The sequence below is a fragment of the Oligosphaera ethanolica genome, assembly GCF_030814695.1.
GTDB classification, from domain to species: domain Bacteria; phylum Verrucomicrobiota; class Lentisphaeria; order Oligosphaerales; family Oligosphaeraceae; genus Oligosphaera; species Oligosphaera ethanolica.
On sequence record NZ_JAUSVL010000001.1, the window covers coordinates 3,512,243 to 3,536,775 of the forward strand.

General features: G+C 61.4%; 21 protein-coding genes. 13 read left to right on the forward strand and 8 right to left on the reverse strand.

All coding sequences use genetic code 11. The features are described from left to right. Positions 1 to 69: 69 nt before the first annotated feature. The 7 genes from rplI to glmS all read right to left on the reverse strand — a co-directional run bounded on the left by rplI (position 70) and on the right by glmS (position 5,233). The gene (gene rplI, locus J3R75_RS12125; protein WP_307261883.1) at positions 70 to 540 is read right to left on the reverse strand and encodes a 50S ribosomal protein L9; all 471 of its coding nucleotides are present in this window, start codon (positions 538 to 540) and stop codon (positions 70 to 72) included. A gap of 25 nt (positions 541 to 565) precedes the next feature. Next, positions 566 to 796 (reverse strand): 30S ribosomal protein S18, encoded by a 231-nt coding sequence (gene rpsR, locus J3R75_RS12130; RefSeq protein WP_307261885.1) that lies wholly within the window; start codon positions 794 to 796, stop codon positions 566 to 568. Positions 797 to 869: 73 nt separating this feature from the next. Beyond that, a complete protein-coding gene (gene ssb, locus J3R75_RS12135; RefSeq protein ID WP_307261886.1) occupies positions 870 to 1,394 on the reverse strand; it encodes a single-stranded DNA-binding protein in 525 nt (174 codons plus the stop codon). A gap of 43 nt (positions 1,395 to 1,437) precedes the next feature. After that, positions 1,438 to 1,833, reverse strand: a complete 396-nt coding sequence (locus J3R75_RS12140; protein WP_307261888.1) for a 30S ribosomal protein S6 — start codon at positions 1,831 to 1,833, stop codon at positions 1,438 to 1,440. Next, positions 1,820 to 2,530: an aminoacyl-tRNA hydrolase gene (gene pth, locus J3R75_RS12145; RefSeq protein WP_307261890.1), complete on the reverse strand. Its 711-nt coding sequence runs from the start codon at positions 2,528 to 2,530 to the stop codon at positions 1,820 to 1,822. Before pth ends, J3R75_RS12140 begins: the two co-directional genes overlap by 14 nt. A 52-nt stretch (positions 2,531 to 2,582) precedes the next feature. Then, positions 2,583 to 3,215 (reverse strand): 50S ribosomal protein L25, encoded by a 633-nt coding sequence (locus J3R75_RS12150; RefSeq protein WP_307261891.1) that lies wholly within the window; start codon positions 3,213 to 3,215, stop codon positions 2,583 to 2,585. Positions 3,216 to 3,406: 191 nt separating this feature from the next. Beyond that, complete coding sequence (gene glmS / locus J3R75_RS12155; protein ID WP_307261892.1) at positions 3,407 to 5,233, reverse strand: glutamine--fructose-6-phosphate transaminase (isomerizing); 1,827 nt, start codon at positions 5,231 to 5,233, stop codon at positions 3,407 to 3,409. Between the two features lie 210 nt (positions 5,234 to 5,443). Here glmS and J3R75_RS12160 point away from each other — a divergent pair, with 210 nt between their 5' ends. The 7 genes from J3R75_RS12160 (at position 5,444) to J3R75_RS12190 (ending at position 11,970) form a co-directional block, all read left to right on the forward strand. Continuing rightward, positions 5,444 to 5,818, forward strand: a complete 375-nt coding sequence (locus J3R75_RS12160; RefSeq protein ID WP_307261894.1) for a hypothetical protein — start codon at positions 5,444 to 5,446, stop codon at positions 5,816 to 5,818. A 17-nt stretch (positions 5,819 to 5,835) separates the two neighbouring features. After that, a complete protein-coding gene (icd, locus tag J3R75_RS12165) occupies positions 5,836 to 7,065 on the forward strand; it encodes an NADP-dependent isocitrate dehydrogenase (RefSeq protein ID WP_307261896.1) in 1,230 nt (409 codons plus the stop codon). A gap of 61 nt (positions 7,066 to 7,126) precedes the next feature. Next, positions 7,127 to 7,864: a hypothetical protein gene (locus tag J3R75_RS12170; protein WP_307261897.1), complete on the forward strand. Its 738-nt coding sequence runs from the start codon at positions 7,127 to 7,129 to the stop codon at positions 7,862 to 7,864. A 65-nt stretch (positions 7,865 to 7,929) separates the two neighbouring features. After that, positions 7,930 to 9,057 carry an MlaE family ABC transporter permease gene (locus J3R75_RS12175; RefSeq protein WP_307261899.1) on the forward strand — a complete coding sequence of 376 codons (1,128 nt, stop codon included), beginning with the start codon at positions 7,930 to 7,932 and terminating at the stop codon, positions 9,055 to 9,057. 17 nt (positions 9,058 to 9,074) lie between these two features. Then, positions 9,075 to 9,899, forward strand: a complete 825-nt coding sequence (locus J3R75_RS12180; RefSeq protein WP_307261901.1) for an ABC transporter ATP-binding protein — start codon at positions 9,075 to 9,077, stop codon at positions 9,897 to 9,899. A 230-nt stretch (positions 9,900 to 10,129) separates the two neighbouring features. Further along, the gene (locus tag J3R75_RS12185; protein ID WP_307261903.1) at positions 10,130 to 11,326 is read left to right on the forward strand and encodes an MlaD family protein; all 1,197 of its coding nucleotides are present in this window, start codon (positions 10,130 to 10,132) and stop codon (positions 11,324 to 11,326) included. Positions 11,327 to 11,379: 53 nt separating this feature from the next. Next, positions 11,380 to 11,970, forward strand: coding sequence for a PqiC family protein (locus J3R75_RS12190; RefSeq protein ID WP_307261905.1), 591 nt, complete (start codon positions 11,380 to 11,382; stop codon positions 11,968 to 11,970). Between the two features lie 353 nt (positions 11,971 to 12,323). Here J3R75_RS12190 and J3R75_RS12195 read toward each other — a convergent pair whose 3' ends face one another. Further along, complete coding sequence (locus J3R75_RS12195; RefSeq protein WP_307261907.1) at positions 12,324 to 13,142, reverse strand: hypothetical protein; 819 nt, start codon at positions 13,140 to 13,142, stop codon at positions 12,324 to 12,326. Between the two features lie 1,020 nt (positions 13,143 to 14,162). On the opposite strand from J3R75_RS12195, the gene J3R75_RS12200 reads away from it, so the two are divergent. The 6 genes from J3R75_RS12200 to J3R75_RS12225 all read left to right on the forward strand — a co-directional run bounded on the left by J3R75_RS12200 (position 14,163) and on the right by J3R75_RS12225 (position 24,484). Further along, positions 14,163 to 14,531, forward strand: a complete 369-nt coding sequence (locus J3R75_RS12200; RefSeq protein WP_307261909.1) for a hypothetical protein — start codon at positions 14,163 to 14,165, stop codon at positions 14,529 to 14,531. Between the two features lie 137 nt (positions 14,532 to 14,668). Then, a complete protein-coding gene (locus J3R75_RS12205) occupies positions 14,669 to 15,415 on the forward strand; it encodes an SDR family oxidoreductase (RefSeq protein WP_307261910.1) in 747 nt (248 codons plus the stop codon). A gap of 101 nt (positions 15,416 to 15,516) precedes the next feature. Then, entirely contained in the window at positions 15,517 to 20,604 is a 5,088-nt protein-coding gene (locus J3R75_RS12210; protein ID WP_307261912.1) for a M14 family zinc carboxypeptidase, read from the forward strand. A 706-nt stretch (positions 20,605 to 21,310) separates the two neighbouring features. Further along, the gene (locus J3R75_RS12215) at positions 21,311 to 22,114 is read left to right on the forward strand and encodes an exosortase system-associated protein, TIGR04073 family (RefSeq protein WP_307261913.1); all 804 of its coding nucleotides are present in this window, start codon (positions 21,311 to 21,313) and stop codon (positions 22,112 to 22,114) included. Positions 22,115 to 22,229: 115 nt separating this feature from the next. Then, entirely contained in the window at positions 22,230 to 23,291 is a 1,062-nt protein-coding gene (locus J3R75_RS12220; RefSeq protein ID WP_307261915.1) for a M20 family metallopeptidase, read from the forward strand. Positions 23,292 to 23,734: 443 nt separating this feature from the next. Beyond that, positions 23,735 to 24,484 (forward strand): hypothetical protein, encoded by a 750-nt coding sequence (locus J3R75_RS12225; RefSeq protein ID WP_307261917.1) that lies wholly within the window; start codon positions 23,735 to 23,737, stop codon positions 24,482 to 24,484. Positions 24,485 to 24,533 lie beyond the last annotated feature (49 nt).

Below are 24,533 nucleotides of genomic sequence, written 5' to 3' on the forward strand. Positions count from 1 at the left end.
CGGCAAAAAAAGGCCGCGCAAGTGAATGCGCGGCCTTGACGTCACAGCAGGTCTTTGACCTGCATGAACTTAGTTGTCAGCTTTTTTTTCGTCGGCACGGACGACTTTGACGCTGACGGTCCCACGCACATCGGCGTGGAGTCGGATGGCGACGCTGTGTGAGCCGAGTTCGCGGATGGGCTCGGGCAGGACGATGTCACTGCGGTCGATGTCCATGCCCTGGGCGGCGAGGGCGTCGCTGATCTGGCTGACGCCGACGGAGCCGTAGAGCTTGTCGTTTTCGCCGGCGGCGACGGCGATGGTCAGCAGGAGCTTGCTGATCTTGTCGGCCATGGCCTTGGCGACATTGACGCGTTCTTCGTGTTCCTGCTGCAGGCGGAGCTTCTTGGCCTCAATGCGTTTGAGGGCGCCGGAGGTGATCGCTTCGGCGAGCTTGCGCGGCAGCAGGAAATTGCGGGCATAGCCCTCGCTGACGTGGACTTCGTCGCCGATGCGGCCGAGGTCCTGGACATCTTCCAAAAGGATAAGTTGTACTGACATGGTGTTGAGTTCCTTTCCGGCTTGATCAGAGAACCAGCGCCAGGATCCGGGCGCGTTTTACGGCTGCGGTCAGGAGCTGCTGGTGTTTGTAGCAGTTGCCGGTGATGCGGCGGGGCAGAATCTTGCCGCCTTCGGTCTGGTAGCGGCGAAGCAGTTCGACATCTTTGAAGTCGATGTGGAAGATTTTGTTTTCGCAGAGGCGGCAGACTTTTTGCCGGACGATTTTGCGGCGGCGTCTCGGTTTGGTGGTTTTCATGATAGACTCCTCAAGTAGCTGGGTATCGCCGGGTGGCGTTGTGCAAAAGTGCAGAAATGAATGGTCGTCGAAATCAGAAAGGCATGGTGGTGCCGGGGTCTTCGGGCAGGGGCTCGAAGGCTGGCATGCTCGCCGGCGGCTGCTGTTGCCAAGCGTTGGCGGGCGCCCTTGCTGGTGCAGGCGCACCGTAGGGTGCGGGGGCGGCCGGCGGCTGGAACGGGGTGTTTTGCTGGCTGCCGTCTTCGGCGTAGTTGGCGCCCTGTCCAGGCGCGCCCATGAGCTGAAGACGTTCGGTCGTGACGCTCAGCCGGCTGCGTTTCTTGCCGGTTTCGCGGTCGTCCCACTGATCAAAGCGCAGGCGGCCTTCGATGAAGACCGGCGAGCCTTTGCGGAGGTAGGTGCTGGCGACTTCCGCCTGGCGGCCCCAAGTCTCCACGTCAACAAAACAGACTTCCTCGCGAGTTTCGCCACGGGCATTGGCGAAGGAGCGGTTCATGGCCAGTCCCATGGTCACAACGGTCTGGCCGCCGGGGAGTTGCCGGACTTCCGGGTCACGGGTCAAATTACCGAGCAGATAGACTTTGTTGAGACTAGGCATAGCGTGGCTCCTTTAACGGTCGTGCCTTGGCGGCGGTGCTGGGTCAGCGGCCGCGGCTGGGGCGTTCGTCGCGATCGTAGCTGTCCTGGAAGCCTTCTTCACGGAAGAGGCGGTCGTGCTCATCGCGGGGCTTGAAGACATCGTCGTCCTGGCCGTCGGTATAGAGGAAAGTGGCCATGCGGAGGACGGTGGCGTTCAGGCTGTATTTTTCATGAATTTGAGCGACGGCGCTTTCGGGCAGTTCGAGGACATAGTCCCAGTAGACGCCGGCCTTGATTTTGCCGATGGGGCGGGCGAAGGCGCGTCTTTCCAGGCATTTGACGCGGGTGACATTGCCACCGATTTCTTTGAGGAAGGTCTCGACGCCTTGCGAGAAGACCTCACCATTTCCTTCGATCTTGCGGGGATCGAGGATGAATACTGCTTCATACTTTGTCAACGTCAGTTTCTCCTTGCACAATGGCATTGATGTTGTCCGCAGACCATGCGTTGCAGCGGTTCATGGCGATGTCGAGGCCTTCTTGACAGGCTAGGGCGACCATGTTGGCTGCTGCGGTGACGACTTGTGCCACCGTTGTTTTTTCTGCGGAAGTCCAGGGCGCCAGCACATAATCAATGATGTCGGTGTCCGTGGACTGCGGTCTCCCAATACCAACCCGGAGTCGCGGGATATTTTGCGACGCCAGCTCCTGAATGATCGATGCGAGGCCTTTTTGGCCGCCGCTGCTGCCGGTTTTGCGCAAGCGTAGGCGGCCGAGAGGCAGGTCAAGGCAATCGCAGACGACCAGCATATTGCTTGGGGAGACAGCGACATGCTGGGCGACCGAGCTCACCGCTTCGCCACTGCTGTTCATGAAGGTCATTGGCTTGAGCAGCAAGAGCTGCCGTGGGCCGATGTCCACCAGGAAGAGCTGGCCGTTATCAGGCTGCCATGGTGCTGGCTGGTGCCGGTGGCATGCCAGCAGCCGTTCGGCGACCAGGAAGCCGGCGTTGTGCCGGGTATCTTGGTAACGGCTGCCGGGGTTTCCCAGGCAGACCAGCAGCTGCAGCGGTGACACGGGCAGCGCAGGGGTTGGGGCGGTGAGTCCTGACATCAGGAAAATGTAAACGATAGTCAATACGTAGCGGGTAATCAAAGAGCCATGGCCCGCGCGGCGATGAAAGCCGGCGGCGGGCCGGGGGGGCAGCTTATTCGGCGTCGCTCTTCTTTGTATCGGCGGCAGGAGCGGCGGCCTCTTCGCCTTCAGCGGCGGCGGTTTCTTCGACTTCCTGGACCTTCGGTGCGCGGACGTTGAAGACGACTTGGTCGGCGGCGACATCGGTGCTGACGCCTTCGGGGAAGACCAGGTTACGCACGTGCAGGGCCTCGTCGAGATTGAGGGCGCTGACGTCGGCCTTGATGACATCCGGGATGTTCATGGGCAGTGACTTGACTTCAATTTCCATCATGACCTGTTCCAACTGGCCGCCCTGGCGGGTACCGGCCGGTTCGCCAACGCTGACGAGCGGTACGAGGGTGAACACGACCTCGTCGGTGCGCACTTCCTGGAAATCGATATGGAGGATTTTATTGCTAATGGGGTGGCGCTGGAACGTTTTGAGGACGGTGGTTTTCTTGTCGCTGCCGTTGATGACGAGTTCGACAATACCGCTGTGGTGGAGGACCTGCTCGCTGTCTTCGGCCTTGATGGTCATTGAGGTGGCGGCGGCGCCATGGCCATAGGTGACGACGGGAATGAGGTTGGCACTGCGGAGGCGGCGGGCGGGGCCCTTGCCTAAGCCATCGCGCTTCGTTGCAGTGATGCTAAGTGACTTGCTCATGGTTGCTTGTGTCCTTCTGTTTTCGTTCTCGACATGCTGCCGTATAATGAAAATGTACAAGTGAAATGATGCTGTGAAACGACAAATATAACGCCGCCTTGGCAACTCTGCCAGAAAGAGGACAGAAAATCAGCGCCGCCGGGGCTTTATGCGGGGCGTCGGCGGCGGGGGTGTTGTTTGCCGGGCTGGTTTTATTCGACGGTGACGCTTTTGGCCAGGTTACGGGGTTGGTCGATGGGGCAGCCGCGGAATTTGGCGAAGTAGTAGGCGAAGAGCTGAAGGGCGACGATGGTGGTCAGGGGGGCGACGTAGCGGGAGCTCATGGGCACGCGGATGATGTCGTCGGCGAGCTCGTCGGCCGTGTGGTCGTCGCCGCTGACGACGGCGATGACGGGGGCGTGGCGGGCGAGGCATTCGCGGATGTTGCCGATCATCTTGTCTTGCCCGGGCACGGCATTGGCCATAGCGACGACGGGGACGTTTTCTTCCAGGAGGGCGATGGAGCCGTGTTTGAGTTCGGCGGCGTGGTAGCCTTCGGCGTGGACGTAGCTGATTTCCTTGAGTTTGAGGGCGCCTTCGAGGGCGGTGGGGTAGAGGTAGCCGCGGCCGATGTAGAAGAAATTGTCGGCCTTGACATATTTGGCGGCGATGCGTTCGATGACGGGCGCTTGTTTGAGGACTTGACGGATAAGGTCGGGGATGCTGGCGATTTCCTTGAGCAGTTCAGCGCCCTGTTCGCGGCCGAGGTGGCGGTTGCGTCCGAACATGACGGCGAGCATGAGCAGCGCGGTGACCTGGCAGGTGAAGCCCTTGGTGGAGGCCACGCTGATTTCCGGGCCGGCGTGGAGGTAGACACCACGGCCGGCTTCGCGGGCGATGGTTGAGCCGACGACGTTGCAGATGGCGGCGACGGTGGCGCCCTTGTTGGTCGCTTCGCGGACGGCGGCGAGGGTATCGGCGGTTTCGCCGGACTGGCTGATGGGCAGCACGAGGGTGTCTGGGGTGATGATGGGATTGCGGTAGCGGAATTCAGCGGCCTGTTCGACCTCGGTGGGGATGCGGGCGATTTCCTCAAAGTAGTATTCGCCGACCCAGCCGGCGTGCATGCTGCTGCCGCAGCCGGCGATGACGATGCGGTTGATTTTGGCCATGTCGTGCGGGGTCATATTGAGGCCGCCGAGGCGGGTGCTGTCCAGCTGGTGATTGAGGCGGCCGCGGATGGTATTGCCAATGGCGTCGGGCTGCTCGTGGATTTCCTTGAGCATGAAATGCTCGTAGCTGCCCTTGCCGGTGGCTTCGACGTCCCAGTCGATGGTGGCTACGCGCTTTTCGATGGGGACATTGTCGAGGTTGCACATTTCGACCTTGTCGCTGCTGAGGATGGCCATTTCGCCGTCGTTGAGGTAGCTGACCTCGCGGGTGTAGGGGACGAGGGCGGTGATGTCGCTGGCGACGAGATTGCAGCCGTTGCCGAAGCCGATGACGATGGGGCTGCCATAGCGGGCGACGACGATGACCCCAGGGTCGTAGATGGACGTGATGGCCAGGCCGTAGGTGCCGGAGACTTTGCTTAGGGCCTGGGTCACCGCCTTGCAGAAATCGCCCTGGTAGAATTCGGCGATGAGCTGTGGGATGACCTCGCTGTCGGTGTCGGAACTGAAGCGGTGGCCCTGCGCCTCGAGCTTCTTGCGCAGGCAGGCGTAGTTATCGATAATGCCGTTGTGGACGACGGCGAACTGCTTTTTGTCGTCGGTGTGTGGGTGGGCATTTGCTTCGGAGGGGGCGCCGTGGGTGGCCCAGCGGGTGTGAGCGATACCACAGTGTTCCGTGGGCAGCCCCAGCTCTTTCACTCGGTCTTCCAGGGTGCGGACTTTGCCGACGGTGCGGATGACGTTGAGGCTCTTGTCGGCCAGACAGATGCCGGCGGAATCATAGCCGCGGTATTCCAAGCGTTTGAGGCCGTCGATGAGAATGGGGGTGGCCGTCTTCGGGCCGGTGTAGCCAACAATGCCGCACATAGGCTGTCTCCAGAGGGATATAGGGTTTGTCAGAAGAAAGGTTGCGTACGAGGCGAAGAGCGGTGAGGCGCGGCGGCCGCAGAGAGGTGGGACGGGGCTGAAAAGGCTTGAAAGCGAGGGCGGTGCGCAGCCGAAGGCGCAGCGGTTCGTACCGCCTCTGGCCAGTGACTGCGCTGAGAAAAGCCAGTACTATATCCAGGTCATGGACATTTGCAACGTTTTGCCGGTGATTTCCCGTTTTTTCTACTTAGACACGCGGGTGTTAGGCTCTTTTTAGGTGTTTTTATCCATGCACGGGCAACGACTGAGCGGATGCGGGCTGATGTGGGCGCAATGAGCCGGAGGGTCTGGGAATGCTGCCTGCGGGGGATTTTTTGTCATGGCGCGGGTGGCTGGGTTGGCGGTGGTGGTTTGCTGAAAGCTTGCGCATCGGCAAACGATTTTCTTTTCGGCTCTTATATTTGGGGTGGCGGTGGTGGTTTGCTGAAAGCTTGCGCATCGGCAAACGATTTTCTTTTCGGCTCTTATATTATGGTTTTACCTGCGCGGCGCCGATGGCGTCTGCGGCAAAGCGTTCACGCATGAGAAAGGTACCCAGGCAAATGGCAGATCAGATTACCATGACGAGTGCCGGTCTGAAAGTCGGCAACAACCCGGTCATTCCCTATATTGAAGGCGATGGTACCGGTCCGGACATTTGGCGGGCGACGGTGGCCGTGGTTGACGGCGCAGTGCAGAAGGCCTACGGCACTGAGCGCAAGATAGTCTGGAAGGAAGTGCTGGCGGGTGAAAAAGCCTTCAAGGCCACGGGCGAATGGCTGCCGCAGGCGACCATTGACGCCTTTAAGCAGGACCTGGTGGGCATCAAGGGGCCCCTGACGACGCCCATTGGCGGCGGCATCCGCAGCCTCAATGTCGCTATCCGTCAGGAATGCGACCTCTACGTCTGTTTGCGGCCCGTGCGCTATTTCACTGGTGTGCCATCGCCGGTCAAGCACCCCGAGTTGGTGGACATGGTGATTTTCCGGGAAAACACCGAAGACATCTATGCCGGGATTGAATTCGCTGCCGGGACAGATGAGGCGGCGGCGCTGGCCGCATTTATTCGCGAGCATTTTCCGAAGATGTACGGCAAGATCCGTTTTCCGGAGGATTGCGGGTTGGGCATCAAGCCGGTGTCGAAGGCCGGCACGCAGCGCTTGGTCGCTGCGGCGATTGACTACGCTATCCGCGAGGACCGCGATTCGGTCACGCTGGTGCACAAGGGCAACATCATGAAGTTCACCGAGGGGGCCTTCCGCGATTGGGGTTACGCCTGCGCTCACGAGCAGTACGGCGCGCAGCCCATTGACGGTGGCCCCTGGCACCTGCTGAAGAATCCGCGCACGGGCAAAGAGATCGTCATCAAGGACGTTCTGGCTGACGCTTTCCTGCAGCAGATCCTCACGCGGCCGGCTGAGTACAGCGTGATTGCGACCTTGAATCTGAATGGCGATTACATCTCGGACGCGCTGGCGGCCTGCGTTGGCGGCATTGGCATAGCGCCCGGCGGCAATATCAACTACCAGACGGGCACGGCGGTTTTCGAAGCGACCCACGGTACGGCGCCCAAGTATGCCAACAAGGACATGGTCAACCCCGGCAGTCTTATCCTTTCCGCCGAAATGATGCTGCGCTACCTCGGCTGGACGGAAGCGGCTGATGCCATCATTCGCGGCTTGGACCGCAGCATCGCCAACAAGACCGTGACCTACGATTTCGAACGGCTCATGCCTGGTGCCACCAAGGTCACCTGCTCGGAATTCGGTCGCCAGATCATCAAAAACATGTAATGACGGCGGCCGTCGCTCTGCCAGCCAGCAAGGGCTGCAGCCACCGGCCGGCCGGCGCGCTATGGAAAAACCAGAAGACAACAAAAACGAATTCGAGTGGGAACAGAACTTCCGGCAAAGCGATGACTTCGCCCGCAAGTACTTCCAACTCCTGCGGCGCTACGGCGACCTCCCTGACGGCGAAGACCTCATCACCAACAAGCTCGTCAAGATCTTCGGCGAAGAATTTGTCGACGCGATGTACAACTATGACGATTATTTTTCGGACATGGACTTGTCGCCGCTGGACAATCCCGAGCTGGATTTGAGCGATATTGAGGACGGTATCGACGGGCAGTCTGGCGATGACGCCCCCGAAACGCCGGTGGAAGATGACTTTGACAAGGATCTCGCCGGCCGGCCGGGCATGGAGAACATCGACCGTCATTGCCACGAGCTGATTGTGACGCTGACGCAGACGGCCATGGGCTGGTGCAATCTCTACTCGTGTCTGCTGACCAAGGAGCACCGGGGCAATGGCCTGCGGGTGATGTTCTTCGTCAGCCGGGCACTGGCGAATATCAGCGTCAGCCTGGAGGAAATGATCCGCTGGGAAGTCAGTGCGGCGCTGGCGCGGGCCAAGCGCTGCCTGGACAATGTCAACCAGGCCATCGGCCTGATCCATGACATGAAGGAAAACAACCCGACGATACAAGAGGTCATGTCGACCATTCAGACGCAGTTGATCAAATGCGCCGACGACCTTGGCGAGTATATCCGCGAATGCCGAGCGCTGGGCAAGGACGACATGCCCTTCTGAGCGCCGTGATTTCGGCGCGATGGCCTGTACGGCAGCAGTTCTGATGACAGCGACCAGTGACGAGCATGCGAACACACCAATCCACAGCAGAGGCCGCGTTGGCGGTCAGCGCCGACGGCGCGGTCGTACTGAGCCTTGCCGGCGAATGGCAGCTAGGGCGGCCGCGGCCGGCGGTCAGCCAGCTGGCCTGGCCGGAGGTAGCCCCGCGGCTGCGTCTGGACTGTCAGGCACTCCGCCAGTGGGACAGCAGCATCCTTCTCTACCTGCGGCCGCTATGGGAAGAATGTCAGCGTCGCGGTATTGCCATTGATCTTGACGACTTGCCGCCGGGGTTGCGGCGACTCCTGGTGCTGGCCACGGCGGTGACGGCTCCGCTGGAACGGGACGACCTGGCTGAGGACGGTTTTGTCGGCCGGGTGGGTGAGGGCAGCAGGCAGGTGCTGGTTGCGGCCTTGCAGGTCTGTACTTTTGTCGGCGAGTTGTGTGTGGCGGTGCTGAAGTTGCTGGTGGGTCGGGCGCGCATGCGACTGGGCGACCTGATCACGGAGAGTGCCAAGGCGGGCTATCAGGCCCTGTTCATCGTGTCGCTGATCGGCTATCTCATCGGCCTGATTCTGGCCTTTATCGGCGCCATTCCGCTGAAGTGGTTCGGGGCGCAGATATACACGGCGAGTTTGATTGGCATCGGCATGCTGCGCCTAATGGCGGCGGTGATGGTCGGCGTGGTGATGGCTGGGCGCACGGCGGCGTCCTTCGCGGCCGAGTTGGGCACCATGCAGACCAACGAAGAGATTGACGCCCTGCGCTGCATGGGCGTGCCACCGATGGAATTCCTCGTCCTGCCGCGGTTTCTGGCGATGACGCTGATGATGCCGTTGCTCTGTGTCTATGGCGACATTCTCAGCCTGGCCGGCGGCCTTACGGTCGGCGTGTTCTATCTGGGTTTCGGAACGGTGGAATTCTGGGAGCAGCTGGTGCTGACCACCCGCCTGGAAGATCTCTATGTGGGCGTGTTCACGAGTTGGATATTCGGGATGCTGTTGGGCATCTGTGGCTGCTACCAAGGCATGAATTGCGGGCGGGACTCCGCCGCCGTTGGCCGCGCGACTACCGCCGCCGTGGTGAGCAGCATCGTCTGCATGGTCATTGCCACCGCCCTCATTACCGTGCTGACCGTGCTGTGGAAGATATAACGGGGGAGGGCGCAAGCATGGCAGATAATACGACCAGCAACCGCAACAGCCCGCCGCCGCCTATCGAGGTCCGCGATTTGACCATGGCCTATGGCGAGCGGGTGATTGTTCGCGACATGAACTTCGTGGTGCCGGCCGGCGAGATTTTCATTGTTATGGGTGGCAGCGGCTGTGGCAAAACCACGCTTCTGCGCCATCTGATTGGCTTGATGGCGCCGGCGAAAGGCCGGGTTTTTCGCGACGGCGTCGACTTCTGGGCGCTGTCCGGCGCCGAGCAGGATCGCATGAAGCGCCGTTCGGGGATACTATTCCAAGGCGGTGCGCTGTGGAGTGCCATGACGCTGGCGGAGAACATCGCCTTGCCACTGCGTGAGTTCACTCGATATCGCGAGAAGGAGATACGCGAGATTTGCGAATTGAAGCTGTCGCTGGTCGGCCTGGCAGGTTTTGGCGATTACTACCCGGCGGCCATCAGCGGCGGCATGCGCAAGCGCGCGAGCCTGGCGCGGGCGATGGCCCTTGATCCCGAAGTGCTCTTTTTCGACGAGCCATCGGCCGGCCTGGACCCGGTCAGCGCCCGCCGTCTGGACGAGCTGATCCTCGCCTTGCGCGAAAGCCTCGGCGCGACCGTCGTGGTCATTACCCACGACCTTGCCAGTATCTTCGCCATCGGCGGCATGGCGATTTTCTTGGACAGCGGCAGCAAGAGCATCGCCGCCCGCGGCCGCCCACGGGAGCTCCTGGACCAGGGCAGCAATCCGGCGCTGATCGATTTTCTCACTCGCGGCGAGCGCCACACCAAGCTGCCCGCATTGCGTGCTGACGGCTCAAGCAAGATATGATCTAATCTAAAAATAGGTAATATGCGAAATCTTGTGATAAACACTTGTATTTGCGCCAATGTGACCAAAACTCTTCTTTTGCGAAAGGCTTTTTGACAATAGACTCCTTATCAGGTGTTTATGCATGAATTTGCCCCTACGGCGCTGAGAAAGGCTTCAGAACTACTGTGTCAAGCCTCTCTTTTCATCACAAAACTTCGCACATTAACAAACAATAAATGGTGGACACCATGGCAAAAAAAATCAGTTCGACGATGATCGGCGTCTTCGTGCTTTGCGCGTTGACGATCTTCATCTGGATACTCTTCATGCTTGGCGGCAAGAGTCTCTTTTTGCGTTCGGCGACCTACCACCTGTACTTTGACAAGTCAGTCAAGGGGTTGAATTTGGGCGCGCCGGTGATGTTCCGCGGCGTGCGCATTGGCGAGGTGACCGACATTAGGCTGCTGCCCTACAGCCGCGAAGGGGATGACCTGGTAAGCTGGCCCATCCAGGTCACCGTCGAACTGGCCACCAATACCCTCGATGTCGAGCAGGATGACGCCGTCGCGGCGGACGACTCGCCGCTCGCCCAGGCCTGGGCGAAGGCGATCCGCGCCAGTCGGGCCGAAGACCGCATGAACGAGTGGTTCCGGCGGCTCGTCAGCGACTACGGCATGCGCGCACAGCTGCAGTCACTGAGCCTGCTCACCGGGCAGCTCTACATCGAATTGAATTTCTTCGAAGATTCGGTCGTCAGCGATCAGGTATTGGCCGACCTCGACCGGCATATCCTGCCAACTCGGGTGTCGGCTTTCGAGCGTTTCTTCATGAGCTTGAGCAAGAAGGAATTCGGCGAGCAGATGGACTCCATGCAGCTGGCGCTGGCCATCGTCAGCGACTTCATCAAACGCGGCGATGCCGAGAAAGTGCTCAAAAATGTCGTGGAGATATCCGAGAACACCCGGAAGCTGACCTCGTCCATGAATCTCTTTCTGTTGCCGGCCATCGGCACGCTGTCGGGAGTGCTGGAGAAGGCTGATCGGACGATCACGGGGGTCGAAGCGCGCCTGCCGCAGCTGTTTGATGGCGCGGATGCGAGCATGACTACCTGGAATACCACGCTGTTGCGTTTGAGCGGCAAGCTTGAGGCCGTGATGGACGACACGCAGCTGCTGGTGCAGCATCTTGATCGCACGGTCACGCTGGAAGAGGGGCCGGCCGCCGAGCTGGTGACGAAGCTCAGCGGCACCCTTGATGGCCTGGATCAGGCGCTGACCGACGTTAGCGAGCTCTCGCAGACGCTGCAGCAGCGGGCCGCGCCGAACTCACCGGCCCTGCTGGATCTGCAGGGCGCTCTGCAAGAGGTCACCCGTGCCGCGCAGTCCTTGCGCTCCTTGACCGACATGCTCAAACGCCAGCCGGAAGCACTGCTGCGCGGGAAATAAGCCTGTATACAGTGGTAGATACGACCGAACAACTTCACAATCGAGGTCCAACGATGAAAATGCTGCCCCTCTTGCTGTTTGTGGCATCCGCGCTTTTCTTTGGCTGCATGCGTTCGGCGCCGACGCGTTATTACTTGCTGTCGGCAGCGAAGGAGCTCCAGCCCCTGCCGGCCACGCCAGGAACGCCGCCATCGCCCGTGGTCCTGCGGCAGCTACGCCTGCCGGAGTACCTCGACCGCTCGGAAATCGTCCGCCGCCGGCCTGTCAATGAGCTGTGCATCACCGACAATCATCTCTGGGGCGAAAAGCTCAGCGTAGCGACGGCGACGGCCCTGGAGCGCAATCTCGCCCGGCTGCTGGGTGACGAGGTACTGCTCATTGACCGCCAGCATCGTGCGTCAGGAGGCTGCCGTAGTCTCATTGTGGTTTTTCATCAGTTCGATGCCGATGCCGATGGCATATTTAACGCCGACGGCTATTGCTATCTGGAGACGCCCAATAGCCCCGAACTGTCCCAGCTGCTGCGTTTTGCCTACAGCCAGCCGCTGGCGGACGACAGCGTCGGCACCCTGGTTGGCGCCTACAACGCCGCGCTGGTCGATATTGCTGGGCAGATCGCCGTGGCGTTGATGGCAACACCGTAAGGAAGGGCAGGGTACCTGTGCGTGGCTCCCGTGGCTAATGCTGAGCTGTTCTCAACGGCAGTCTTTAGTAGCCGTTCACAAGTTACGGTTACACCTTTCAACGCCAACGCTCTTTGCTGATATGCCTCGCCACCGGCTACTATGTCACTTGCCGCGAAGCGGCAGAAGCGCTGAAAGCGTGCGCCGCCCTGGAAAAAACGCCAATTACGACAGTGTTCCTCGGCCCATTCGGCACCAGTCGGCGCAGCTGACTGGTGCCGAATGGGCAATGGGACCTCATTCTTTTTGTTTGCTTTGTCGCCCCACTTCATGGTGACTGGGTATAGCTGTAAAGGTATTTATCGAACAGCCCCTTAACGTCCTTCTGGCGGCAGTGGTGGCCGTTGAAATTCGCAGGGTACGGCGGTCTGGCAGAGGCCGCAGCCGATGGGTAGGTCCATCCAGCCATAGCGTTCGAGGCGGCCGGGGCTGATGTGCTCAATGGCGTATTTGAGGCACTTGCCTTTGTCGCGGTCAACGAAGTCCGGGCCGATGGCATGGGCCGGGCAGCGGCGGGCGCAGGCGCCGCATTTGCTGCACCAGGCGAAAGGGGCGTCGCCATACGGTCGTGGATCGGGTTCCAGCGCCAGATCGGTGACGACGCTGCCCAGTCGGTGGGCGATGCCCCGCTCGGTGATTAGGCCGGCGGAGAGCCCGAACGTGCCCATGCCGGCGACAAAGGCTACGTGCCGCTCCGACCAGTTGCTCGCCAGGCGCTTGACCGCGTCGGGATAACTCATGTGCGAATGCGGCGCCATGGCGACGCAGCCCATTTCTTCCAGATAGCGGCAGAACTGCTTGCGCATGGCCTCGTTGGCGACTTCGCCGTAGGAACGCGCCCGCGCCCAGTCGAGGCTGGGGCGCTGGCGTTCGTGGCGATTGCTTTCCCGGGCCGTGCGCGTTTTGGGCATGCACCAGCTGATCACCGTTCGCGCCGTCGCATTTGGCGCGACCTGTGTCAGTGCCTCCTGGGGCGTCCAGTGAAAGGGCCCGATGACCTCGTGGAAACGCTCGAACCACGGGTCGGCGGCCGCGGCGAAGCGCACGGTGGGTTCGTCAAAAAATTCATTGGCGCCGACGGCGTAATGCAGGCGGCAAAGTTGCAGACGGATGTCTTCCTTATTCGGTGTCATGGCAATGTCCTCCCTGATGATGGCTGGGTCGTGTGACGGGAACAGCCTAGTCTAGTCCGTCGCCGGGTATTTGCCAGAACGTCGCGAACGCTTTTCTCGAGCGGCCGGTAATCAGTCAGTGATTGATAATGGATGTCAGCCGCCGACGTCACCCCCAGATAAGCAAGTGAGTTCCATTGCGCCTTTGGCCCCAGTCAGCTTCGCCGACTGGGACCAAAGGCGCCGAGGAATACGGACCAATATGGCGCGCTACCCAGGGCGGCGCGCGCCTTCGGCGCTGCTTGCCCTGGGCTGGTATGTTTCGCGCTTTCAGCGCTTTTGCCGCTCCGCGGCCAGGGATGACGGGCGCGCTAGGTTCCGCCTTCGGCGCTGCTTGCCCTGGGCTGGTATGTTTCGCGCTTTCAGCGCTTCTGCCGCTCCACGGCCAGGGATGACGGGCGCGCTAGGTTCCGCCTTCGGCGTCGCTTGCCCTGGGCTGGTATGTTTCGCGCTTTCAGCGCTTCTGCCGCTCCGCGGCCAGGGATGACGGGCGCGCTAGGTTCCGCCTTCGGCGTCGCTTGCCCTGGGCTGGTATGTTTCGCGCTTTCAGCGCTCAAAAGCCGCCGGGACGGCGGCGCTCCCAGGAGTCCCCGGCGTCCGTCAAGCAAATTGTCCCTGGTGTTTTTCCCACCGGGGTGGTTCCTTGCCGATGTCGTCTCGCGGCCGTGGAGTGGGCGTCTCGCCCACTCCGACAAGACGGCTCATTAAACCGTCGTCGTCATCCAGGCCGACCGTACCCGACCCGTCTCCCCCGACGCACGAGCCGTGCGCACAGCGGCTGGAAGCCGCTGCTACTCTGGGCCCGCTGTGACTCCGCTGCCGCAAAGGTCGCGGAAATCAAGGTCGGATGGCTGGGCGGCGGCGGGCCGTGGGTTTCCTGCAAATTGTCCCAGCGAAGCGCCGGGGTGTACACTGACCGATTACCGTGCCGGGTAATCGGTCACCCATTGATAACAGCCGTGCCACCGCAAAGAGGTGTTTTTGTCTCACGCGAAGCCGCGAAGCCGCGATGAAGACAAAGGCAAAGAAGATGGCGGCATGTCTTGCCGCTTTGCGGCAATCCACGCCGCCGCTTCAAGCCGCAACGGACACAAGGGCGCCATCCTCACCGTGCCTATTGCCGTCGATTGCTGTCGATTGCTGTCGATTGCTGTCGATTGCTGTCGATTGCTGTCGATTGCTGTCGATTGCTGTCGATTGCTGTCGATTGCTGTCGATTGCTGTCGATTGCTGTCGATTGCCGTCGATTGCTGTCGATTGCCGTCGATTGCCAAGAAGCCCCACCGGTTCCAGGCGTGCCCTCGAACTGGCTGTTATCAATGGGTGACCGATTACCGTGCCGGCGGCTGAAAATATCGTTGGGCATACCAAATGTGCAAAATGTTCTTATATTACCCCCTGCGCGGTTGCCTGCGGGTGTTCGTGCGTTTATTCACTCTCTTGTTGAAACCAGCGGTGACGCAGACTCGATATAAGGACTGACAGGCATGATCAGCTATGATTTCACGGGGCAGACGGCGGTAGTCACAGGCGGCACTCGCGGCATTGGTGCGGCCATCAGCATGGCACTGCTCAAAGCCGGAGCGAACGTGGTGGCAGTGTATGGTGGCAATCGCGAGGCCGCCGAGGCCTTTGCGGCTCAGTCGGGCGATGCGGCCGACCGACTGCAGCTGGCTTGCTGCGATGTGGCCGACTACGCGCAAGCCGAGGCGTTTTTCGCCAATTTTGATCAGGGGCACGACCGTCTGGATATTTTGGTGAACAGCGCCGGTATTCGCCAGGACGGCGTGGTGGCCATGCTGCCAGAGGATGCCTGGCGCAAAGTCATTGACGTGAATCTGACGGGTACTTACGTGATGAGCAAGCTGGCGGTACAGCGGATGCTGCGGAACCGCTATGGGCGCATCATCGGCATTACCTCGCCCTCGGGGCGTATCGGTTTCGAGGGCCAGGCCAACTATGCGGCGTCCAAGGCGGGGCAGGTCGCTTTCATCAAGTCGTTGAGCAAGGAAGTAGCCAAACGCAAAATCACGGCCAACTGCGTGTCGCCAGGCTTTATCGATACGGACTTTATTGCCGCGTTGTCGCCGGAACAGCTGGCGGCCTACAAGGCGATGGTGCCGCAGAAGCGCTTCGGCCGTGCCGAGGAGATTGCCAACGCGGTGTTGTTTTTGGCCAGTGAGGAATCCGAGTACATCACGGGCACGGTTCTGGAGGTTGCCGGTGGACTGTGATGTCGCGGCGGCGCTGCCAGCACCGGCCGCCGCCGGTGTTTTTTTGACGCGATAGTGAGCAACGCGTGAGTAGACTGGTTGCGTAACTGGCTGGAGGGCCGATGAAGGTCCCACAAAAACAACGACGTGGTTCTGGCTGGCTGCTGCCGCTGTTGCTGGTATGTGCCCTGTTGCTGGGCCTGCGCATGATGCTGCGACTGGCAAGGGACAACGCGCACGCCGGCCGGGAAGATACACCGGAAATCAGCGCCCGGCCGCCCAGCGCGGCACCCGCGCTTGGCCGCGCCACGCTGCCGGTGGCCGGCTCCGAACGCGATTTAGCCGCTGCGTTTAGGCCAGCCGCCGGTTCTGCCAATACCTCCGGCACTGTATCGGCCAGCCGCAATGGCACCGGCCGTGGTCACCACGGGCTGTTTCAGGTCACTGAAATACGACCGGACTGCACGCTGTTCAGTTTTGTTGCCGAGGCCTATGACCTCAGCGAGGTCGAACGCAACGACGGCCGTTTTTCTCGGGTTCGCAGTGCGACGGGCTGGCCCCTGGCGCTGCGTGGCAAGCCCGAACTGCCGGTGTATCGGGTGGACTTGCTGTTGCCAGAGCTGGGCGATTACGAGCTGCAGCTGCTTGCCAGCGAGTATGTGGACATTCCCTGCCTGCCGCCCGTGCCGTCTTGCGGGATGCTGCTGCGGTCAGCTGCGCCGTTCGAGTGCGCGCCGGACCCCGCAGTGTATGGCGGCGCGGCGCCTTTTCCGGCGCAGGTCCTGACGGAAGTGCAGACCTACCGGCTGCGTGGTGCGGCGGGCTTGGCGGCGCGGGTCGCGCCTTTCCAGTATCTACCTGCTGCGGGGGTGTTGCGCGTATATACCCGCTTGGACATGGCCTTGCGCTGCGCCGGGAGCCGCGCGGAAGACTATCCCGTGCTCAGTGACGAGTCGCTATACGCACAGCTGCAGAGCGACGCGTTCATCAATGCCGGACTGCTGCGGACGGCGCCGGCGCCGGCGCCGGCGAGCGTCGGGACGATTCTAATGTTGTGTCCCGATGCGTGGACGGACGCCTTGGTGGATTTTGTGACGTGGAAGGAACGGGTGGGCTACCGGGTGTTGGTGTCAGGCTATCCGACTGACACGGGTGCGGGCGCTGCGGCGATCAAAGCCTATGTTCAGAGCGCGTACGAGAACGAGACTGTCAGTCACGTCCTGCTCTGCGGCGACGAGAAAGACCTGCCGCCGTACGAGCGGTCCACGCATGTCAGTAATCCCGAGGCGTATCCTCCCACCACGGACATTCCCTACGCGTGGGTCGATGGCGACGATGTCTACGCCGACCTGTTTTTGTCCCGATTATCTGCCACCAGCGGCGCTGAACTCGGGCGGATATTGACAAAACTCCGCCGCTACGAAGAGCAGGCGCCCCTGGTCGACGAGCATGCGGGGCGAGCACTGTTTATGGCCAGCGACGCCAGTGGTAGCGAGGGCATTTCCGAGGGAAAAAAGGACTGGGCCTTTCTGAATGAATTTCGCCAGACCTTGCTTTCTGCTGGTTGCATCAGCGCCGACAGCCCGACTCTGTACGATCCGGGGGCAAGCGCCAGCACGCTCATTACGCACCTTAACGACGGCGTGGGCCTGCTGTATTACCTCGGGCACGGGCAGAATACGTCTTTTTCGACGACGGGTTTCAGCAGCGCGCAGGCCAAGGCGCTGAGCAATGGTATGGCGCTGCCGTTTATTGTGTCGCCGGTATGTAACAATGGCAATTTTGCCTATACCAGCGACTGTCTGGCCGAGGCGTTTTTCAAGGCCACGGATGGCGGCGGCGAGCGGCACGGCGCGGCTGCGGTTATCGCCTCGACCAGCGAGACCTACTGGAATCCACCGATCTACCTGCTGCAGGAAATCACCGATCGCGCCGTTGCCGCTATGAGTGCGGAGCGGCTGCAGAGCATGGGCGCCTACAGCTGGGCAGGCATCTTTGCGGGCGTTGATTATGCGGCTGCCAGTAGCATTCCCGGTGAATTCGAAGGCGTTGACGCCCCTGCCGAATATTTTGCCAAGCAGATGCATGTCTTTGGCGACGCCTCGCAGGTGGCACGTCTGCGGCAGCTGGTGCCCATGACGGTGTCCCACGCCGTCGCGGTCGCCGCCGATGGCGCCGAGCTGCTGACCGTGTCCGTGACGGTCGCCGGTAACGCCGCGGCCCTGGCTGGCGCGGCAGTGTGCGTGCAGGCGACCGACGGTGTGCGACTGGCAGCTGGTCGGACCAATGCCGAGGGTATCGTTACCTTGCGGATAGACGGCGAGTACAATACCGTGAGCCTGTCGGTGCTGGACGCAGCCGCTCCCTTCTACCTCAGCGACATCAGCCTGGGGCCGATGCTGCTGACGCCACAGGTGCAACTCCCCAGCGGCTGGCCGGCGACAGTCGCGCTTGCGCTTAGTTCTGGCGCGGCCGAGTGGTCGCTGGCGTCGGGGGCTCTCCCGGAGGGCATTGCTCTGAATGCTGATGGTGTGCTCAGTGGTACGGCCGTTGGTCTTGGCCACTACGAGGTGCAGGTACATAGCATACCGCAGACTGCGCCCGGCCTGGCGCGTGATTTCGCGCTAAGCATTGACGTCGTGGCCCCAGAGGAGGCGCAGGGCGAGATGGTGGAGTTCTTTGTCGGACGGGACTACGACCTGCCGTTGTCACTCCCGCCGCAGTATGCGCAAGCAGCCTATCGTTGTGTGGGCGTCGCCGGCACGGCGCCGGCCGGCCTGACGTTGCTGGACGACGGGCGCTGCGTTGGTCAGCCAGCCGCAGCGGGCGTCACCGAAGCGCGCTGTTTGTACCACGCCGCCGAGCTTGGCTACCTCGCCGTTGCCTACCGACTCGTGACTTACGCCGAACCGGATGCGGATGCTGATGGCCTGCTCAGTCACCAGGAGCTACTGCAGTTTCTTTATGACTGGCATGACGCCGGCGGTCTGCCCGCCAGTCGGGACGCCGTGATCGGCCAGTGGGCCAACAACGGCGTCGAGGAGGGCGGTACCTCCCGTCGCACGGACGTGCCCGCTGTTGCGCCGGTGGACGACATACCCGTCGGGACGGCGACGCCCTGGCGCGTCGGCGTGCAATACCGCAGCGCGGAGGAGCTCCAGGCATTGTACGCGCAGGGGCTGGACATCACGTCCATCCAGAACGGCGTGGTCTGGCTGGAGTTGAGCGAGGAACAATGGCAGCAACTACAGCAGGACGACCTCGTCCTCGTCGCCAGCGAGTACCTCCCGGCACAGCGGCGCAGCGTCAACCCGCTGTACTTGAGCGACACGGCGATAAACGAGCGGCTGCTGGCCCTGGCCGCCCAGAATTGGACCATTTGCCGGCCGGACTACGTCGGGCAATCCACGCAAGGACGGGACATGCTCGCGCTGCGTATTGGCGCGCTTCAAGGCGATACCGCAGTCCCGGAGTTGCTGCTGACCGGCGCCATACATGGCGATGAGCGGCCCGGAGCCATGCTGGCTTTGGGTTTCGCCGAATATCTGCTGGCGGCCCATGCCGGCGGCGATGAACGGGTGCGCTCCCTGCTGGATAAGGTCGCCATCTGGGTCATGCCAATGGTCAACCCAGACGGCGTGGCCGCCGTGACCCGGCAAAATGCCAAGAACATCGATCTCAACCGGAATTTTCCCGACGGCATTGTGATACCTGGCCTGGGCACTTACGCGGCGGCATCGCCGCTGTATCAAGCCGGCCGGCAGCTGGAGACGCGGGCCTTGATGCGCTGGTGCGCCTCGCGGCGCTTCTCCGCGGCGTTGCATATGCACACCGGCGCACGACTGGTGTGCTATCCCTACGGCAACAACGCGGCGGGGATTGTGACGAATTACTACTCGGCTACGCCCGATGACACGCTGTTCCGGAGCTTGGCCAGGAATTACGCCACGACCAATACGGCGATGGCCAAAAGCGACGTCATCAATAGCTCCGAGTGGTACCGCTGTGATGGCGAATTCGCCGATTGGCAGTACCGTTATCTGGGCACGCTGGCCATGACCGTCGAATTGATGGGGCCGGATAAGGAAAGTACCAGTGCCGCCCACCTGGAGCGCTTGTGGCAGGAGAACCGCGAAGCGCTGCTGGGCTGGGCGGAGCAGGCCCTTGCCGGCGTCGCCGGACAGATCCGCGACCGCGCCAGCGGGCGGCCAGTGCCACATGCGCAGATACGTATCAGTGGTACGCAGGACACCTTTGGTGACTGCCAGGGGCGCTTCCACCGCACGTTGTCGCCCGGGACGTGGCAGCTGACCATATCGGCGCCGGGATATGCCGACACTGTCCACTCCGTTTCAATAGCGGCAGGTGCGACCGTGCAACTTGACGTGGCTATGGACTTGGTTGCGGGCTGTTGGCTGGAGCCGCAGTTTGGCCGCTCGCGTTACGTGCCGGCTTACGAAAACACCCTCGGCTGGCAGTTGCAGGTCAGGACGGCCGACGCTACGCCGGACGCCTGGATAGTTTCCTGCGCGCTGCCTTCCGGTTGGGCATTGGGCCTGGCCGATGACGGTACGGGCGCCGCTGCCCGGCGCTGGGACGATGTTGCCACGCGTTCGTGGCTGTTCCTGCGCGAAGATGGCCCAGAAGGTGCTCTCGCAGCTCTGTCGTTGCGCGGGGTGGATAACCCGTCCGCCGATGGCGTGCTTGGATTTTCCCTGCGCTGGCATGGTTTCGAGCAGGCGTTGCCGTCCCGCCACTGGCTCAGCGCCGAACCGAAAACGGCCGTACTAGCGCTGCGGCCCGGCTGGAATTTTCTCGGCCTGCCGTTGTATTCGCGGGTGACAGCGTCCATTCCCGAGGCGATCGGGCAGCTTTGGCGCTGGACGCCCGCTGGCTATCGCTTGAGCAGCCTTGCCGATCTGCCGGCTTTCAGTGCCGCGTGGGCCTTCGTGGTTGACAACGGTCAGGACTTGCACTGGGCACTGTCGGGTTGGCAGGCGCCGGACGGCCAGCTGGCCTATCCAGCCGGTTGGACGGCCCTTGGCAGTGACTGGTCGCGGCCCGTACCGCGGAATCCGGCCGGCGGCGCGCAGTGGGTCACGGGCTATCAGAACGATGGGGCTACTTCCATGCGTCTTGACCAGCTCCGCCCCGGCCGGGGCTGTTGGTTCTTCAGTGGCGTGCCAGGGCAGTGGAACCTGCATGAATGACGCCGTCGGGCGGGGCGCTAATCCGTAGCGAACGTGGATCGCTTTGAGGCAAAGAGGTGAAATGCCCGCTAATCGGTCAGCCATTGATAATTGAGTCATAGAGCAACAGGCGGCCCAAGGCGCGCCCCTGTCACAACCGTGGTGCGGGCTTTTAGCCCGCGCCGTCGCCAGATGTCAGCAGGCGGAGCCTGGCGCGCGCCAGGCATCCCAGGCCGCGAAGCGGCAGAAGCGCTGAAAGCGCGAAGCATACCAGCCCAGGGCAAGCGGCGCCGAAGGCGCGCGCCGCCCTGGGTAGCGCGCCATATTGGTCCGTGTTCCACAGCCTCTTTGGCTTCAGTCGGCGAAGCTGACTGGAGCCAAAGAGGCAATGGAACTCACTTGCTTACCTGGGGTTGACGTCGGCGGCATGCCGTGCGTCCATTCTCAATGGCTGATCGATTGCCGAATGTGTTTTTTCTTTGGCCCCGACACTTGCTTTTTGAATAGGGCTATGGGTATATTAGGCCCTTTGAAATCCACGGGGTGGTCATGTACCATCAGGAAGGCGTGGATGCAGTTTTTATGTCACTGCAGACAGGGGCCGCATTACGGCGAGGCTTCGTCGTGACTAGGCGTAAATGGGTGTAACTCGTAACCATAAAGGCATGATATGATGGGCACAAATCGTATCGGAGTGGCGTTTCGTTGTTTGGTCGTGGCTGCGTGTATGACAAGCTTGGCAGCGTGGGCCCAGGACGAAAGGGAAGAACTTGATGTCAACAGCTTCTTTGTCAAAGGCGAGTTGTACATCTGGAACCGCATTTCGGACGTCTTTGACGTCCTGCGCTGCGGTATCGGTGGCGGGCCGGGCATCGGCGCGGAAGTGGCGTTGACGGAATACGGCCAGCTCGGCGCCTACACCGCCAACGTCAAAGGCGTGGATTTTCCCCATTTCATCCCACCGCTGTGGCTTATCCAGTTCTACGAAAAGGAACCGATTCTCAACAAGCATGAAGGCCGCTACGCCACGGTGGCCTACGGACCGGAGCGCAAAGTGAGCAGCGAGTCCGACGACGGCGCTTATTTTCCCCGTGATCGTTGGGATTTCCGCGCGCAGTTGCATCTGGCGCTGGTTCATGTCTATGCCAGCGTCAAAGGCGCCGAAGTTGGCGATTTTGTCGCCGGCATAGTCGGCTGGGATCCCTCGGATGACGACATGAAGCTCGATCCCATCGCGGTGCGGCGGCCGGTGGATCAGCTTGGGCGTGGCCTCAGCAACGTTCTCTTTGGTGTTTTTGAAGTGCCCGCGAATATCATGCGTGTCACCGAATCAGAAGGCGACCTCCCGGGCGTAACCAAGGGCGTGGGTCTGGGGCTCTGGCGTTTCCTCTGCCGCGAGGCGGTTGGCGTCGTCGAAGTGGTCACCTTCCCCTTCGGCTGGGAGCCGATCATTGCTCCTGAATACATCTGGCAGAAGAATCAGGACTCCACTTGGCGGGTCTATCGGCCGTCTTTCCATAAGCGCTACTGAGCCGTGCTGCTGATGGTTGCTTAGTTTTTCTGAAGCCCGCGACAAGTCCTTGTTGCGGGCTTCTGTTTACCGGCAGGCGCCGGAGCCGTTCCGCCCGAACCTACGAGGAGTTGTTATGTTGGATAGCGTTGAACTCATCACTGCCTTGATGGCCTGCCGGCCCGAGAGCACCGCCATTACGCGCGTGAATCAGGCACAGGAGTTGATGCATGAGCGTCTGACCGCCGCAGGCCTGCATTGCACCATGGAGCTCGTCGGCGAACGGAAGGTGCTTTACGCCGCGACCAAGCCCGGCAAATGCCAGGATGTGCTGCTCAATGCCCATCTCGATGTGGTGCCGGCAGATGACGCCATGTTCACGCCGCGGGTGGAAGGCGGCAATCTCTACGGCCGTGGTTCCGTCGACTGCTTCGGCAACGCCGTGTGCATCGCCAAAGTGCTCTGCGCACTCAAGGGCCGCGCCAGCGTCGGTGCCATATTCACGGCCGACGAGGAGATCGGCGGCGAGACGACGGCGGCGATGGTCGCCAGGGGCTACGTGGCCCGTAAAGTCGCGCTGGTGCTGGATTCGGGGGCCTACACGCTGACCATCGCTCAGAAGGGCAATTTCGCCGTGCGTCTGCTGGCCCGGGGCCGCGCCGGCCATTCATCGCGGCCATGGGATTACGACAACGCGATTGACAAGTTGATTGACGGCTACCTGCGCATTCGGCAGGCCTGGCCGTCAGTCAGCAAGGACGACAACTGGCACAACACCATGGCGGTCTGCAAAATCCAGGGCGGCCATGCCAATAACCAGATTCCCGATATGGCCGAGATGACCATCAATTTCCGCTTTATTGCCGATGCCGATTACGACGCGATCATCGCGATGGCCCGCGAGTTGAGCGGCCTGGAGGTCGAGCCCGGGCATTGCAGTATGCCGCTGTATTCGGACGAAAAGAGCCCGGCGTTGCAGAGCCTCCTGGCCGTGATGCAGCGGGCATTTCCCGAGCGCAAGGTCGGCTTGGGCAAGATGTGCGGGGCGACGGACGCGCGGCATATGAAGGGCATGGGCGTGCCCGTGGGCGTGATCGGCGTTCGCGGCGGCGGCGCACACAGCGTGGACGAGTTTGTCGACCTGGCGAATCTTGAGCAGTACGTCGCCTTGCTGGTGGAATACATCCGCGGGCTGTAAGGAGTCGTTCATTAATTACGTTTACACTTTTCAACGCAGACGTTTTTTGCCGAAATGCCTTGCCACCGGTCACTATTTTCCTCGCCGCGAAGCGGCAGACGCGCTGAAAGCGCGAAACATACCAGCCCAGGGCAAGCACGCTGAAAGCGTGCGCCGCCCTGGGTATAACGGCGATAATGTTCGTGTTCCTCGGCCCCTTTGGCCCCAGTCGGCGAAGCTGACAGGGGCCAAAGGGGCAATGGAACTCACTTTTCTTGCTTGCACTATCGCCCCTTGGCAGGCTGCTTTCGCGAGGATGGACGCCTTCAGCGGGCGCGGGTATAGTTGTAAATGTTATTATCGAACAGCTCCTAAGTGCTGTCGGGCGATAGCAAGGAACAGGCAAAAGCAGGAGAACGGGCATGTTGCCGACAGTTGATTTTTGTGGAATGAGTCTAACGCGGATGTTGATTGGTGCGAATCCCTTTGGCGGTTTCAGCCACCAGAGTGCGGAACGCTCGGAAGGCATGAAGCGCTATCACACGCCGGAGCGCATTCTGGAGACTTGGGAGCGCGCCTGGCAGGCGGGCATCAATGCCTTTGTCACCAACAACGAAACGCCACATGTGGTGCAGTCAGTGGAGCGCTACCGGGCCGCCGGGGGGCCGATGCAGTGGCTGGCGCAGGTGTCCTTCCGCACGATCGGCAGCATGGAAAAGGCGATAGACCAGGTCGTGGCTGGGGGCTGCCGCGCACTCTACGTTCATGGTGCCTTGACTGACGCGTTGTATGAAAAGCAGGACGCGGCGACCTTACGCGCCTGGGTCAGTTACGCGCAGAGCAAGGGCCTGCCGGTCGGCGTGGCGGCGCACGCCGTCGAGGCCCACTATTGGGTGCATGAGCTCGACCTGGTGGACTTCCATGTCGTGCCCTTCTTCAACTGCGGCAGCGTCCACACGACGGGCGGCGACCGTTTCCGGCTGGAGGACGTGTTTCGGGCGACGGAGCTCATTCGCTTTTTGCCCAAGCCCTGCATCGCCTACAAGATACTCGGTGCCGGCCGGCTTGACGCGGCCATGGGCATTGAGTACGCACTCCGGCATATCAAGCCGGGCGATGTCATCAATGTCGGTATCAATCGCCAGGATCGCGACGACATGGTCGAGTTCGATGTCGCGCTGGTGGAACGGGTGCTCAAAGAGCTGCCCGCCTGAGATTGTGGACTGGCCCCGAGCAGAGTTTGCATGCTTGAATGACAATTAA

Coding starts and splice junctions, on each gene's coding strand:
- rplI (WP_307261883.1), bottom strand. CDS start 540: ATGTCAGTACAACTTATCCTTTTGGAAGATGTCCAGGACCTCGGCCGC.
- rpsR (WP_307261885.1), bottom strand. CDS start 796: ATGAAAACCACCAAACCGAGACGCCGCCGCAAAATCGTCCGGCAAAAA.
- ssb (WP_307261886.1), bottom strand. CDS start 1,394: ATGCCTAGTCTCAACAAAGTCTATCTGCTCGGTAATTTGACCCGTGAC.
- J3R75_RS12150 (WP_307261891.1), bottom strand. CDS start 3,215: ATGAGCAAGTCACTTAGCATCACTGCAACGAAGCGCGATGGCTTAGGC.
- glmS (WP_307261892.1), bottom strand. CDS start 5,233: ATGTGCGGCATTGTTGGCTACACCGGCCCGAAGACGGCCACCCCCATT.
- icd (WP_307261896.1), top strand. CDS start 5,836: ATGGCAGATCAGATTACCATGACGAGTGCCGGTCTGAAAGTCGGCAAC.
- J3R75_RS12170 (WP_307261897.1), top strand. CDS start 7,127: ATGGAAAAACCAGAAGACAACAAAAACGAATTCGAGTGGGAACAGAAC.
- J3R75_RS12175 (WP_307261899.1), top strand. CDS start 7,930: ATGCGAACACACCAATCCACAGCAGAGGCCGCGTTGGCGGTCAGCGCC.
- J3R75_RS12180 (WP_307261901.1), top strand. CDS start 9,075: ATGGCAGATAATACGACCAGCAACCGCAACAGCCCGCCGCCGCCTATC.
- J3R75_RS12185 (WP_307261903.1), top strand. CDS start 10,130: ATGGCAAAAAAAATCAGTTCGACGATGATCGGCGTCTTCGTGCTTTGC.
- J3R75_RS12190 (WP_307261905.1), top strand. CDS start 11,380: ATGAAAATGCTGCCCCTCTTGCTGTTTGTGGCATCCGCGCTTTTCTTT.
- J3R75_RS12195 (WP_307261907.1), bottom strand. CDS start 13,142: ATGACACCGAATAAGGAAGACATCCGTCTGCAACTTTGCCGCCTGCAT.
- J3R75_RS12205 (WP_307261910.1), top strand. CDS start 14,669: ATGATCAGCTATGATTTCACGGGGCAGACGGCGGTAGTCACAGGCGGC.
- J3R75_RS12210 (WP_307261912.1), top strand. CDS start 15,517: ATGAAGGTCCCACAAAAACAACGACGTGGTTCTGGCTGGCTGCTGCCG.
- J3R75_RS12215 (WP_307261913.1), top strand. CDS start 21,311: ATGACAAGCTTGGCAGCGTGGGCCCAGGACGAAAGGGAAGAACTTGAT.
- J3R75_RS12220 (WP_307261915.1), top strand. CDS start 22,230: ATGTTGGATAGCGTTGAACTCATCACTGCCTTGATGGCCTGCCGGCCC.
- J3R75_RS12225 (WP_307261917.1), top strand. CDS start 23,735: ATGTTGATTGGTGCGAATCCCTTTGGCGGTTTCAGCCACCAGAGTGCG.